The following is a 12,211-nucleotide window of genomic DNA, read 5'->3' as shown; positions in this document are numbered from 1 at the left end:
AAACGCCGCATCGCGCAAAAACAGGCCCGGCCCTTCGGGTTGCGCGGGAAATGGCCCCCGCTGTTGTTGCAGGACTTGGCAAGGGAATAACCATTACCTGCGTCCTGCGCCTAACCGGGGGCCATTTCTCGCGGCAACGCGACTCGCGATGAAGCGGCAACAAACCCTAACAGCCCGGCATTTGGAGTCTGCATGCCATTTCCCTCGCGTCATATCCTCCTGCTGTTCCTTGCGGTGGCCTGCAGCACAGGCCTGATCCTCTACTGGCAATGGCCTGAGCCGGTGCTGCTGTCGCCAGTCGACAAGGTCACAACCCCGCCTGCCGTTCCCGCCCAGGGCATGGCCAGCCCCTTGTCGCCGTCCGCCGTGGCCGCCGTGGCCGCTGTGGCGGCGCCGCCAGTGCTGCCTGGCTTGCAGGGCACCGAAGTGGATGGCGAACTGCGCATCGACAGCGCCGGCAACCTGCAACTGAGCCTGGGCCTGCGCGACTATTTCGATTACTTCCTCAGCGCCGCCGACCAGTCCGGCCTGGATGCGGCGGTCGAGGCCATGCTGGCCGATGCCCGAACCCGCTTGCAGGAACCGGCCCTGGGCCAGTTTATCGGCGTGCTCGGCGACTACCTGGATTACAAGCGCGCCAGCCTGGCGCTGCTCCAGCAGCCTCTGAGTGCCCAGCAGCAAGCCCAGCCGCAGGCGCAGCGGGTCGCCCTGCAGCAGGCCTTCGAGCAACTCGCCGAGCTGCGCCGCGCGCATTTCTCCAGCACCGCGGTGGAAGCCCTGTTCGGCACCGAGCAGGCCTATGCCCGTTACACCCTGGATAACCTGGCGTTGCTCGCCCGCACCGACTTGAGCGAGGAGGACAAGGCCCAGGCCCAGCAGCGCCTGCGCGAGCAACTGCCCGAGGCCATGCGCGCCAGTGAGGAGCGCCAGAGCCAGGCGCTGGCGCAACAGGCGCAGAGTGACAAGCTCTGGCAGGATGGCGCCAGCGAGGAACAGGTGCGCCAGTTCCTCGCCTTGACCTATGATCCCGCCACGGTCGAACGCTTGCTCGCCGAGCAGCGCAACGAGCGGGCCTGGCAACAACGTTATGCGCAGTATCAGCAAGAACTCGCCAGCCTGCAGGGCAATGGCTTGAGTCCAGCCGATCGGCAGCAGGAGCAGCAGCGTTTGCGTCAGCGTTTATTCAGCAGCGACGATCAACACCGGGTGGAGACCTATGACGCCATTGCCGGCAAACAGCAGGACAGCCAAAGCCCCGGGTTATAACAGGCCGTTGAAAAATGTAGGCGAGGCAGCCGAGACAAGGCGCTACGTTAGTAACAGCCTCCGGCTGGTCAAAACGGCGAGGAAGCGGAGTTTACGAGCTGTAAATGAGCATTCCGAGCCTGTTTTTAACGCCCCCTTTCTTTTATCAAGAGGGGCAACGCAGGTAGTTTTTCAACGGCCTGATAAGCCCAGGCTGCCTGGCCTGGGCCTGCGGCCATGACCCTGGATCAGGAAGAGCGCCTGCTGCTGGCGCAACAGCGCCGCGGTTATCGCCGCCTGTGCTTTATGCCGGCGTTGGAGGAGGGCTTCGTCGCCCATCGGGTGCAGCGCATTCGCCGGCGCCTGCTGCTGATAGTCGGCACGGCGCTGATCTTCCAACTGATCTACACCGCTCTGGATCTGCTCCTGCTGCCCCTGGCGGTGAGCCTGCCGATCATTCCCTTGCGCCTGCTGGGTATGTTCGGCGCACTGCTGGCCTACTTCTATTGCCGCCGCCCGCAGAGTTCACCGCGGCTGAGCCTGCTGGCCTATGTCAGCGCCTATGGGCTGAATGGCGTCTGCGTGGTGCTGATCATCTTCATCTACTGGAGCCTGGGCGTGGCCATGCCCTACGACGGGCTGTTTCTGGTGCTGTTGTTCGGCTATCTGCTGCTGGGGGTGTCCTTTCGCGCCGTCAGCGTCGCCGCCTGGGGCTTTTGCGGCCTGTTCCTGGGCTTGGGCCTGTGGTTTGCCGAGGTCAGCGCGGGCTTGGCCTACCAGGCGTTGTTCCTGATCTGCGCCAACCTGCTCGGCAGTATCGGGGCCTATTTGCAGGAGCATGGCCAGCGCGGCGCCTGGCTTAACCTGCGCCTGCTGGATCTGGCTCGGCAGCGTGCCGAAGCCGATGACGCGCGCAAACTGCGCCTGCTGGCGGCGGCCAGCCATGACCTGCGCCAACCGCTCAACGCCATGGGCCTGTATGCCCAGCATCTGCTGGAGCAGAGCCAGGAACCGGCTATTCAGCGCATCAGCGGTCGCCTGGCGACTTCGGTGCAGCAGCTCAGTCGCCTGCTGCAATCGCTGTTCGATTACAGCCGCCTGACCCTGCCCGGTGGCGTGCAGGTCAAGCCCGAGGCGTTCGCCTTGCGCCCCTTGCTCGCCCGCCTGAGCGGGGAAACCCGCGCCGAGGCCGAGGCCCAGGGCGTGGAACTGCAGTTGCACTGCGCGGACCTCTGGGTGCGCAGCGATCCCTTGTTGCTCGAGCGGGTGTTGCGCAACCTGCTGAGCAATGCGCTGCGCCATGCCCAGGCGCGCCGGGTATGGCTGCAGGCGCGCACAGAGCCGGGCGCGCTGCTGCTGGAGGTCGGCGACGATGGCCGCGGCTTGAGCGCCGCGGAGCAGAACCGGGTGTTCGAGGAGTTCCAGCAACTGGATAACCCCGGGCGCAATGCCGAGCGCGGCCTGGGCCTGGGCCTGGCCAAAGTCAAGCAACTGGCCGAGTTGCTCGAGCATCCCCTGCAGCTGCATGCCAGCCCCGGCCAGGGCGCGCGCTTCGTCTTGCGCCTGCCACTGGCCGAGGCCGGTGAGTGGCAAGCGCCGGCCGTGGCGCCGGCGGCCCTGAGCGGCCGGGTGCTGCTGCTGGAGGATGATGCGGCCGGGCGCGAGGCCTTGTCCGGTTTGGTGCAGCGCTGGGGTTGTCAGGTCTGGGCCTGCGCCGATCTCGAGACCGCGCTGGCTTGCCTGGCCGAGGCGCAGCCGCAGCTGTTGATCAGCGATTACCGCCTGGCGGCCAAGGAGGATGGCTTGTACGCCATCCAGCGTTTGCGCGAAGCGGCGGGGCTGATGTTACCGGCGCTATTGATCACCGCCGATAGCCATGCGCAGTTGCAGGAGCGTTGCCTGCGCGGGCATATCACCCTGCTGGCTAAACCCCTGTTGCCGGCGCGCCTGCGCCAGGCCTTGCTGGTCTTGCTGCAGGCGCGGGCACGGGTCTGTTGACGTTTCGCAGCGAGCCGCGTTGCTGCGGAAAATCTCGCCAGGCGAGGCGCGGGACGCAGGCAATGGTTGTTCCCTTGCCAAGTCCCGCAACACCGCATGGCGAGATTTTCCGCGCAACCCGAAGGGACGGGGCCATTTTGGCGCAGCACGGCGTTTCTCGTCGCTTATTTGGAATGACCAAACCACGCTCCTCGTGCCTGGTTCTGCGCCAAAATGGCCGCCGGCGCGGCCGCAACGAAACGTCAACAGACCCTATAGCCAGCCGCGCTGACGCGCCACACTGACGCAGGCGGTGCGGGTGTGCACGTCGAGTTCCTGAAACAGCGATTTCAGGTGGGTCTTTACGGTGTCCTCGGAAACCCCCAATTGCCGGCCAATCGACTTGTTCGGTAGGCCGTCGGCCAATAGCCGCAGAATCTCCATCTGCCGCGGCGTCAGCTGCGGTTTTTCCGCCGCCGGGGCGGGCAGGGTCTCGCCCAGCAGCACGCGGGTCACCGCCTGGCGCAGCTCGTCGCTGTTGGCGCTTTTCGGAATAAACCCCAGGGCGCCGGCGGCCAGCGCGGCCTGGACATCCAGCGTCGAGTCGCTGGCGCTGAGAATCGCCACCGGGGTCATGCGCCCTTGCTGCTGCCAGCGTTGCAGCAGTTCCAGGCCCGGCATATCGGGCAAGCGCAGGTCCAGCAGGATCAGGTCGAAATCGCCGGTCTGCAGGCAGGCTTCGGCGGCGGCGGCGGTTTCGGCGGTGTGAATCCGCAGATCGGCGCAGAGGGGGGCGAGGGCCAGGCTGAGGCCGTCGAGGAAGATCCTGTGGTCATCCACCAGCAACAGGCAAAGCTGTTCTGGCAAGGCAGTGCAGAGTGCAGTCATGGCTGTCTCTCGCGCGTTTTTATAATTGTGCTCGCGACGCGAGTGTAACCCAGAGTGCCGGCCGAATTTGCCGCGCCAGTTCACTTGGTCGGCCATTCGCCAGGGGCTCAGAACCTGTTCACGATCTCGCGAGCTAGAGATAAACGGTGGCGAAAACGGCCGAGAAACGCAGCGCAGCGAAGTAACAGCCAACGGCTGACCCGCAGGGTGAGCGCAGCGAATCAAGCGGAGTTTACGAGCTGTAAATGAGCATGACTCGTTTCACTCGCCCTTCGGGTCGCGCTAAAGCGCGTTAGCCGCAAGCGGCTTGCCGAGGTCGTTTGACCAGCCTAAAGGCTGTTACTTCGTTTCAACGCCGTTTAGCCGACTCGTGAGCAGGTTCTTAGGCCACCTGGCTGAAGGTGCCGATACAGCGCTGCCAGGCGGCGATAAAGTCCCGCGGGCGGCCGTGGGGCTTGAACACCCGGCGCCACACCTGGGCCATGCCGAGCAGGTCGTCGGCGGCGGGCAGTTCGCTGTGGTCCGCCTCGATCAGCATCCAGGCAATGGCCGTGGCATAACGCAGGTTGACGGTCAGCTCCAGGTGCGGCGCGGCGAGGAAGGCATGCTGGCTGGCCAGGCCACGGATCTGGCTGGCCAGGTCCGGGTCGCGGGCCAGGTGCTGGTCCCAGAGTTGCTGGTGGCGCAGCGCGGCGATGCGGTACAGGCCGTGGCCGTACTTGTCGTCGAGTGCCGCGCCGAGCCCGGATTGGCTGGCGGCGGCTCCCAGGAGCAAGGCTTCGGCGGCGGGGGAGTGGCGGCCCAGATAGATCAACGTGGGCCGGATGACATGCAGGCTCAACTCGCAGGCGGCAATTCCCATATAGCCCTCGCGAAAGGTGGCCGATGGGACCGGGGCGCTGGCAGCTTGTGCTTATTTTGATAAAGGCCCCACCGGAAGCGGGGTTAGCCGCTCATGTTGAAGTCTAGTGCGACCTTTCCACTGTAAAGGGCTGTTTTTAAATTGTTTTTGGCTTTCGCCTATGGCCTATATTCCAGTTGGTGCTTAACAGTGCCGGCAAGTTGAATATAGCCGGCACTTTTCTCGTTGCAGTGGTTGCGGCTGCGGCTGGGGTTCAGTCGCCTGTGGCCACCGGGCGGCGCGGATCGGTGATCCATTCGCTCCAGGAGCCGGCATACAGCGGCACCAGGGGGTAGCCGGCCAGGCACAGGGCGAACAGGTTATGGCAGGCGGTCACCCCCGAGCCGCAATAGGCCACCAGCCCGCTGGCCGGGCGTTCGGCCAGTTGCGCGGCAAAGCGCTGGCGCAGCTGGGCGGCGGCGAGAAAGTGGCCGTCGCTGTCCAGATTGTCGGTGAACACCGCGCACTGGGCGCCGGGGATATGCCCGGCGACCGGGTCGAGGGGTTCCACCTCGCCCTTGAAGCGCGGCAGGGCGCGGGCATCCAACAGGCACAGTTGCGGGTCGTTCAAGCGTGGCTGCAGTTGCTCGGCGCTGACCAGCAGGCTGGCGTCGGGGCTGCCGCTAAAGTCGCCGCCCTGGGCTGTCGGTAGCTCGTGGGTCAATTCGCCACCGGCCTTGCGCCAGGCCTTCAGGCCGCCATCGAGCAGGTAGACGCCTTCGCGTTTGCCCAGCCAGGCCAACAGCCACCAGGCGCGGGCGGCAAAGGCGCCGGGGCCGTCGTCATACAGCACCACCTCGCTGCCGTGATTGAGGCCCCAGGCGCGCAGGCGCTGCAGCAGTTGCTTGGCATCCGGCAGCGGGTGGCGGCCAGTCCGGCCTTTATGGATGGGCCCGGAAAGGTCGCGTTCCAGATCGGCAAAGTGCGCGCCGGGGATATGGCCTTCGCCATAGCTGCGCTGGCCATAGGCCTGGTCGTCGAGGGCGAAGCGGCAGTCGAGAATCAGCAGATTGGGCTGCGCTAGGCGTTGCTGCAGTTGCGAGGCACTGATCAATTGGGCGAGGGGCATGCCAGTCATCCTGTGGGCAAAGAGGCAGCGGGCATCATAAACCCAGCTATCGGGCTATGGATAAGCCGCTCAGTTGGATTTTTTGCCGAGGGGCGCTGCATCTTTGGCCATTTGTGTGCATGCTGCCTGCCCGTTTTTACTCGACTCAGGCAGCCGCCACCCATGAAGCGTTTTGTATTGCTGGATACCGCCCCGATTCCCGATGGCTCTGGGGCGCTCTGCCTGTTCGAGTACGGCGAGGATTTTGTGATCAAGATCGCCGGCGGCGATGGCGGTCAGCTGATGAACACCCGCATGCATGGCTCCGAAGACGCCCTGGCGGCGATTCCCTGCAAGAAAGTCGCCGGGCGCCCGGATTCGCGGGTATTGATCGGTGGTTTGGGCATGGGTTTTACCCTGGCGGCGGCGCTGCAGAACCTGGGCAAGACCGCCGAGGTGGAAGTGGCCGAGCTGGTGCCCGGGGTGGTGGAGTGGAACCGCGGCCCGCTGGGGGCCAAGGCCGGTTACCCGCTGCTCGATCCGCGCACGCGGGTGCTGCAGGACGATGTGGCCAATTGCCTGAAGAGCGCGGAGCTGCGTTACGACGCGATCATGCTGGATGTGGATAACGGCCCCGAAGGCCTGACCCAGAAGCGCAATGGCTGGCTGTATTCCGCCCAGGGCTTGCAGCGCTGCCACCAGGCGTTGCGCGCCAAGGGCGTGCTGGCGGTGTGGTCGGCCAGCGCCGACCGGCAGTTCTCCGACAAGGTGCGCAAGGCCGGCTTCAAGGTCGAGGAGGTGCAGGTCTATGCCCATGGCAACAAGGGCACCCGGCACACCATCTGGATTGCCGAAAAGCTTAAGTAGCGCCTTTGGATGAACGACCCAGTGCAGAACTTTCTCAGCTGTTGCCAGCTTGTGCTGCAGGGCGATGCGGTGCTGCTCGAAGAGTTGCGTGCCCAGGGTTTTGTCTGCGCGGCTGGGCGCTGGGACTTTAGCCTGCCGGCCTTGCACGCTTATCTGAGCGGGGAGGGCGCTGTGGATTACCGGCACTGGCTGCAGCGGCTGTACGCCAGTGATATCAATGCGCGCTTGCGTGAGCAGGGCGCCGCGATCGTGATTCTCGACAACCGCGGCAAGGTCGACTTAAGCCTATACGGCCTGCGTCGCCTGCCGCTCAACGGCGTGGATTGATCCGTAGCCCGGATGCAATCCGGGAGCGGGTTGGCAGAGGGTAGATTTCCCCGGATTGCATCCGGGCTACACAAGATGCCGTTCACTTGCCTTAAGTGAACGGCATGGGGAGGGGCTGGATTAATGCGGCTTAGCTGCGCTAAGCCGCATCAGCGAGGCCCGATCAGTTTGCCGGTTGCGGGCGGGTAAACAACCAGGCGCTGACCAGGCCGAGGGCGGCCCAGAACAGCGCGTTGCTCAGCAGCGAGGCGTAGATAAACTGCTGGCCCAACGCTTCGGGGGCGAGGCTCTCATGCACCTGCGGATGGGGCGCACCGATCAGGTGCGGCAGGGGCACCAGGGCCAGGCCGAGGAGGCGCAGCCACCACGGCCGGGCGAAGGCCAGCAGGGCCAGGCCGGCGGCGGTGGTGGCGGCAGTGCCGATCCACCAGTACTGGCGCAGCAACAGCTCGGCCGCCGCAGTGCCCGGAAGTTCCGGCGGCAGGCCGGCGGCGGGCGCCAGGTTGAAGGTGGCGAAGCCGGCCAGGCCCCACAGCAGTCCCTGCCAGCTATTGCCCGGCGCGCGCAGGCTATAGAGGCCCGCCAGCATCAGGGCGAAACCCACAGCGATCACCAGATTGCTCAGCCCGGTAAACAGGCTGCGCTGCAGTCCGTCCTGCGGCGCCCAGCTGTCCTCGTCGTGTTCGTGCGCCACGGCCTCGGCCTCGGCCGCGTGCTGGTGCTCGCTGGCCTCGGCGGCATGGCTGTGCTCGGCCACCGGTTCGGCGTTTTCGTAGGTTTCCGCCTCAAGGATCAGCGGCGTGACCCACAGGCTCTGCAGCAGGGTCAGTAACAGGGCGGCCAGCAGCCCGGAAAAGCCCGCCGTCTGCGCGATTCGCTTGATCATTGTAGAGTTCTCAGTGGCAGGGGAAGGCGGCGCTGTGACGAGTGTCGTGGGCGGCGTTGTGCACGATTTGCAGATGCGAGAAACCGGTGCAATAGATCAGCGCGGCGCCGAGCAGGCAGCTGCCGATGGCGAGGATCAGGCGCTGGGACAGCGGCAGTGCAATAGAAATGCTGGAAGACAGAGTGCTGGTTGACATAGGAGAACCTTCCAAGGAGTCGAGAAACGGCTAGGTAGGAAGGGGAGCTGCACAAAAACGGGGCGAGCCAGGCTGCAATACCCCCGATTTCGGCGCGCCCCGCCCACCGCGGGTTGCCAAACAGGTTTCAGGCCGGTCTCCGGGCTTGCGACTACTGTCGATTCGACAGTGACTGGGGCGGCCTTCCCATGCCGGCTGGCACAGTGGCTACTACGACCCAGAGGTACGCTTACCGTTGCGGGGGCAGCGCCGGACTCGTGCGATCTTGCGGATCGAACCCACCGGCTTCCCGTTTCACCTCGCGCGCTGGCGCGAGACACCTGAAACAGGTCGCTAGCTGACCATGATGCGCTTGGCCAGTCAACCGCGACGCGCGCCGTCGGGCTGGCCAACGGCCGTGGCGAATTGCCGGAACAGCGCCGACTGCGCTACCCTGCCGGCAACGAACAGGTGCCCCATACGCAATCGCGCCATGGGCTGAAACGGGAAGTCCGGTGACTTCTGGGGTAATACCCGAGCATTCCGGCGCAGCCCCCGCTGCTGTAGAACCTGACGAAGCCGCCACACGCCACTGGGCCTGCAAGCCTGGGAAGGCGCGGACTTCGCATGAAGGTGAGCCAGAAGACCGGCCTGATCGAAGCAAGGTGCATACCCCGGGGTGTGGGTGGTTGCCGGTGCTGTTGCATGCCCGCTGCTGGGCAGCCTTCTTCAGTAGTCGTCATCAAGGGCCGAGGCTTAGTGCGGCGAGCCCGTTCCCCCGTGGCTGTACTTCTACCATGGCGCGTGAGCGCGAAGAATTTCGGGTGACCGTCCGCCTCGTTGCGGGCAGCCCCAGGCTGGAGTGGGTGATCCATGATCGATGAGCAGAAACAGCGCCACGCCGAACGCATGCAGCGCAAGAAAGCCGTGGTGGATGCCGGTATCGAAAGGGCCCAGGAAGTACGCGGCATAGTGGTGCTGATCACCGGCAACGGCAAAGGTAAGAGCACCTCGGCCTTCGGTACCCTGTACCGCGCCCTGGGCTATGGCCATCAGGCCGGTGTGGTGCAATTTATCAAGGGCACCCAGGCCTCCGGCGAGATCATCTACCTACGCCAGCATGCGCCCCAGGTCGCCTACCACGCGATGGCCACCGGCTTTACCTGGGACACCCAGAACTGGGACGCGGACAAGGCCGCCGCGGACGAGGCCTGGGTGCATGCCGCGCGCATGCTCAAGGACGAGCGGCTGAACCTGGTGCTGCTCGACGAACTGACCTACATGCTCAAGTACAACTACCTGGACGCGGCCATGGTGATAGAGGCAATTCGCGCCCGGCCGGCCGGCCAGAGCGTGCTGATCACCGGCCGTGCGGCCAAGCCCGAGCTGATCGAACTGGCCGATACGGTCAGCGAGATCCGCGATGTCAAACACGCCTACAAGGCCGGGGTAAAGGCCCAGGCGGGCATCGACTACTGATGCGCCCACTGTATACAGCGTCGCTGCCGCTGGCTTGCGCCCACGGCCCCGAGACTTATTCCACCCAGGAACACCGATGAACACCACCTTGGTACTCTGCGAAACCTGTGGCCAAGACGCCGACGCGGCGCTTGTCGTGCGCAAGGGTGAGTTGTTCGCCGCTGAGGTCGAGGGGCTGTTGCAGGAGCAGCTCGCTGCCGGCGCGCCGCCGTTGACGATCCGGCGCACCCGTTGCCTGATGGCGTGCCAACGGCATTGCGCGGCGGTGCTGCAGGCCCCCGGCAAGATCGTCTACGTACTCGGTGGCTTTGCCCCCGAGCGTGAGGCGGCCGAGGCCTTGCTCGATTACGCGCGCAAGTACCAGCTATCCGCCAGTGGTCAGGTGCCTTTTCGCACTTGGCCTGCCGGTATCAAAGGCAAATTTATCGCGCGCATTCCGCAACTCGACGCCTGAGTGCGGCGCTGGCTCGAGCCTGCCCTGAGGCTTAGCAGGCCGTTGAAAAATGTAGGCGAGGCAGCCGAGACAAGGCAAAAACAGGCGAGGAAGCGGAGTTTACGAGCTGTAAATGAGCATTCCGAGCCTGTTTTTAACGCCGTATCGGCAACGCAGGTAGCTTTTCAACGGCCTGTTAGCCCGTCAGTCGACTGGCCCGCTCGGCCTGGCCCCGGCATAGAGCAAGCCCGCGTCTTCGCATAGGGGGCGGCTTCAGGAGTGCTGGCGTGCAGCACCAGGTCTTGTGCACTGAAGGGGAGTTGACAGGACTGTGCCGGTTTTCGCAGTATCCAGCCTTCAATCGTTTGCACCGAGCTTGCAATGCCTGCCATCGCCCACTCATCTGTTTTCGCCCTGGACCTTGCGGCCCGGGCGCAGGCGTTTGTGGTTGCCGCGGGTAAATCGAAGAAACAGTCGCTCATTTGACCGGGGCGCGCTGTCCCGTCAGATGGGCTGACAGGACAGTAGGCGCGAAGGTCTAGCCTTTCTTGCATCGCACTTCCCTGTATCCCTGCGACGGTGACTTTTACGGTCAGCCTAAGGAGATTTGCTATGCCTGTATTTTCTGGAATCTGGGTTCCGCTGGTGACCCCATTCGCCGATGGGGCCATCGATTTTGCCGCGCTGCGGCGCCTCGCCGAGCATCTGTTCGAGGGCGGGGTGGCCGGCCTGGTGGTCTGCGGCTCGACGGGCGAGGCGGCAGCACTGAGCGAGGCCGAACGGCTCGCGGTGCTCGATGCGCTGCTCGAGGTAGTCCCCAGTCAGCAGCTGGTGATGGGGCTGGCGGGCAACCACCTGGCCGACGTGCTGGCCATGCAGCGGGAGGTGCAACGGCGGCCCGTGGCCGGCTTGCTGGTACCGGCACCTTATTACATCCGGCCGTCGCAGGAGGGCTTGCTGGCCTGGTTCGGCGCCATCGCCGATGCGGCCGAAGTGCCCTTGATCCTCTACGACATTCCCTATCGCACGGGGGCACGCATCGAGTTGGCGACGTTACGCGAAATCGCCCGGCACCCGCGGGTGGTGGCCATCAAGGACTGCGGCGGCAATCCCGATACCACCCAGGCATTGATCGCCGACGGTCAACTCGACGTGCTGGCCGGCGAGGACGCGCAACTCTTCACCACCCTGTGCCTGGGCGGGAGCGGGGCGATTGCGGCTTCGGCGCATATCCATCCGCAACAGTTCGTACGTCTGGTCGAGTGCATAGCCGCAGGTGAGTTGCAGGCTGCGCGGGCCATCTTCTATCGGTTGCTGCCCCTCATTCGCCTGATGTTCGCCGAGGCCAACCCAGCGCCGGTAAAGAGCCTGCTGGCGAGGCTGGGTCTGATTACCGATGAGTTGCGTGCGCCGATGCAACGCAGTTCCGCCGACCTGGTGGGGCGGCTACACGAGGCGCTGGCCACGTCCGAGGGTGCCAGCCAGCCGAGGTGGGCATGAGACAAGGCGCCTAGCGAGCTCTCTGGCGATATATACTGCGCGCCATTCTTGAGGGGAGAGCCGCGTGGCTATTGATATTCACTGGATCGGTGACGACGCCAGCCTGGCGCAGAAGTGCAGCGAATGGCGTCTGTTGCCCTTTGTGGCGGTCGACACCGAGTTTATGCGGGTCGACACCTTCTACCCGATCGCCGGCTTGCTGCAGGTCAGCGAGGGCGAGCGGGCCTATCTGATCGATCCGCTGCTGATCGGCGACTGGACACCTTTCGCCGACCTGCTGCAAGACCCCGCCGTGGTCAAGGTGCTGCATGCCTGCAGCGAGGATCTGGAAGTCTTTCTGCGCCTGAGCGGCAGCCTGCCATCGCCTTTGTTCGACACCCAGTTGGCCGCCGGCTACCTCAATCTGGGCTTCTCCATGGGCTATTCGCGCCTGGTGCAGGCGGTGCTGAATATCGAGCTGCCCAAGGGCGAAACCCGCTCCGACT

The 12,211-nt window shown here is 64.8% G+C and carries 12 protein-coding genes, 1 pseudogene and 2 riboswitches; of the genes and pseudogenes, 8 read left to right on the top strand and 5 right to left on the bottom strand.

Annotated elements, in window-relative coordinates:
* Positions 1-192 precede the first annotated feature (192 nt).
* Both Q8Q83_RS11360 and Q8Q83_RS11355 read left to right on the top strand, forming a co-directional pair.
* On the top strand, positions 193-1,266 hold the full coding sequence (locus Q8Q83_RS11360; RefSeq protein ID WP_305623777.1) for a lipase secretion chaperone: 1,074 nt from the start codon (positions 193-195) through the stop codon (positions 1,264-1,266).
* Positions 1,267-1,482: 216 nt separating this feature from the next.
* A complete protein-coding gene (locus Q8Q83_RS11355) occupies positions 1,483-3,243 on the top strand; it encodes a hybrid sensor histidine kinase/response regulator (protein ID WP_305623775.1) in 1,761 nt (586 codons plus the stop codon).
* 252 nt (positions 3,244-3,495) lie between these two features.
* Here the strand turns inward: Q8Q83_RS11355 and Q8Q83_RS11350 are convergent, their stop codons facing one another.
* The 3 genes from Q8Q83_RS11350 to Q8Q83_RS11340 form a co-directional block, all read right to left on the bottom strand.
* The gene (locus Q8Q83_RS11350) at positions 3,496-4,110 is read right to left on the bottom strand and encodes a response regulator transcription factor (protein ID WP_305623774.1); all 615 of its coding nucleotides are present in this window, start codon (positions 4,108-4,110) and stop codon (positions 3,496-3,498) included.
* Positions 4,111-4,492: 382 nt separating this feature from the next.
* A complete protein-coding gene (locus Q8Q83_RS11345; RefSeq protein WP_305623773.1) occupies positions 4,493-4,972 on the bottom strand; it encodes a hypothetical protein in 480 nt (159 codons plus the stop codon).
* A 253-nt stretch (positions 4,973-5,225) separates the two neighbouring features.
* Positions 5,226-6,080, bottom strand: coding sequence for a sulfurtransferase (locus tag Q8Q83_RS11340; protein ID WP_305623771.1), 855 nt, complete (start codon positions 6,078-6,080; stop codon positions 5,226-5,228).
* A gap of 162 nt (positions 6,081-6,242) precedes the next feature.
* Here Q8Q83_RS11340 and Q8Q83_RS11335 point away from each other — a divergent pair, with 162 nt between their 5' ends.
* The gene (locus tag Q8Q83_RS11335; protein ID WP_305623769.1) at positions 6,243-6,926 is read left to right on the top strand and encodes an MnmC family methyltransferase; all 684 of its coding nucleotides are present in this window, start codon (positions 6,243-6,245) and stop codon (positions 6,924-6,926) included.
* Positions 6,927-6,935: 9 nt separating this feature from the next.
* Complete coding sequence (locus tag Q8Q83_RS11330) at positions 6,936-7,253, top strand: hypothetical protein (protein ID WP_305623768.1); 318 nt, start codon at positions 6,936-6,938, stop codon at positions 7,251-7,253.
* 163 nt (positions 7,254-7,416) lie between these two features.
* Here Q8Q83_RS11330 and Q8Q83_RS11325 read toward each other — a convergent pair whose 3' ends face one another.
* Both Q8Q83_RS11325 and Q8Q83_RS11320 read right to left on the bottom strand, forming a co-directional pair.
* The gene (locus Q8Q83_RS11325) at positions 7,417-8,139 is read right to left on the bottom strand and encodes a CbtA family protein (protein ID WP_305623766.1); all 723 of its coding nucleotides are present in this window, start codon (positions 8,137-8,139) and stop codon (positions 7,417-7,419) included.
* Positions 8,140-8,149: 10 nt separating this feature from the next.
* Positions 8,150-8,335, bottom strand: a complete 186-nt coding sequence (locus tag Q8Q83_RS11320; RefSeq protein WP_305623764.1) for a CbtB domain-containing protein — start codon at positions 8,333-8,335, stop codon at positions 8,150-8,152.
* A gap of 112 nt (positions 8,336-8,447) precedes the next feature.
* Positions 8,448-8,674: riboswitch (cobalamin riboswitch) on the bottom strand.
* Between the two features lie 92 nt (positions 8,675-8,766).
* Positions 8,767-8,984, top strand: a riboswitch (cobalamin riboswitch).
* A 203-nt stretch (positions 8,985-9,187) separates the two neighbouring features.
* On the opposite strand from Q8Q83_RS11320, the gene cobO reads away from it, so the two are divergent.
* The 4 genes and pseudogenes from cobO to Q8Q83_RS11300 form a co-directional block, all read left to right on the top strand.
* Positions 9,188-9,793, top strand: a complete 606-nt coding sequence (gene cobO, locus Q8Q83_RS11315; RefSeq protein ID WP_305623762.1) for a cob(I)yrinic acid a,c-diamide adenosyltransferase — start codon at positions 9,188-9,190, stop codon at positions 9,791-9,793.
* Positions 9,794-9,869: 76 nt separating this feature from the next.
* The gene (locus Q8Q83_RS11310) at positions 9,870-10,247 is read left to right on the top strand and encodes a DUF1636 domain-containing protein (protein WP_305623761.1); all 378 of its coding nucleotides are present in this window, start codon (positions 9,870-9,872) and stop codon (positions 10,245-10,247) included.
* A gap of 591 nt (positions 10,248-10,838) precedes the next feature.
* Positions 10,839-11,726, top strand: a complete 888-nt coding sequence (gene dapA, locus Q8Q83_RS11305) for a 4-hydroxy-tetrahydrodipicolinate synthase (RefSeq protein WP_305623759.1) — start codon at positions 10,839-10,841, stop codon at positions 11,724-11,726.
* Between the two features lie 64 nt (positions 11,727-11,790).
* Positions 11,791-12,211 (top strand): annotated as a pseudogene (locus Q8Q83_RS11300) (ribonuclease D); the annotation flags it as partial.

It is taken from the genome of Pseudomonas sp., assembly GCF_030696055.1.
Classification (GTDB): domain Bacteria; phylum Pseudomonadota; class Gammaproteobacteria; order Pseudomonadales; family Pseudomonadaceae; genus Aquipseudomonas.
This window is presented reverse-complemented; position numbering and strand designations above follow the sequence as displayed.

What these genes read in the sequence shown, in the direction of transcription:
- Q8Q83_RS11360 (WP_305623777.1), top strand. Translation starts at nt 193, where the DNA reads ATGCCATTTCCCTCGCGTCATATCCTCCTGCTGTTCCTTGCGGTGGCC.
- Q8Q83_RS11355 (WP_305623775.1), top strand. Translation starts at nt 1,483, where the DNA reads ATGACCCTGGATCAGGAAGAGCGCCTGCTGCTGGCGCAACAGCGCCGC.
- Q8Q83_RS11350 (WP_305623774.1), bottom strand. Translation starts at nt 4,110, where the DNA reads ATGACTGCACTCTGCACTGCCTTGCCAGAACAGCTTTGCCTGTTGCTG.
- Q8Q83_RS11345 (WP_305623773.1), bottom strand. Translation starts at nt 4,972, where the DNA reads ATGGGAATTGCCGCCTGCGAGTTGAGCCTGCATGTCATCCGGCCCACG.
- Q8Q83_RS11340 (WP_305623771.1), bottom strand. Translation starts at nt 6,080, where the DNA reads ATGCCCCTCGCCCAATTGATCAGTGCCTCGCAACTGCAGCAACGCCTA.
- Q8Q83_RS11335 (WP_305623769.1), top strand. Translation starts at nt 6,243, where the DNA reads ATGAAGCGTTTTGTATTGCTGGATACCGCCCCGATTCCCGATGGCTCT.
- Q8Q83_RS11330 (WP_305623768.1), top strand. Translation starts at nt 6,936, where the DNA reads ATGAACGACCCAGTGCAGAACTTTCTCAGCTGTTGCCAGCTTGTGCTG.
- Q8Q83_RS11325 (WP_305623766.1), bottom strand. Translation starts at nt 8,139, where the DNA reads ATGATCAAGCGAATCGCGCAGACGGCGGGCTTTTCCGGGCTGCTGGCC.
- Q8Q83_RS11320 (WP_305623764.1), bottom strand. Translation starts at nt 8,335, where the DNA reads ATGTCAACCAGCACTCTGTCTTCCAGCATTTCTATTGCACTGCCGCTG.
- cobO (WP_305623762.1), top strand. Translation starts at nt 9,188, where the DNA reads ATGATCGATGAGCAGAAACAGCGCCACGCCGAACGCATGCAGCGCAAG.
- Q8Q83_RS11310 (WP_305623761.1), top strand. Translation starts at nt 9,870, where the DNA reads ATGAACACCACCTTGGTACTCTGCGAAACCTGTGGCCAAGACGCCGAC.
- dapA (WP_305623759.1), top strand. Translation starts at nt 10,839, where the DNA reads ATGCCTGTATTTTCTGGAATCTGGGTTCCGCTGGTGACCCCATTCGCC.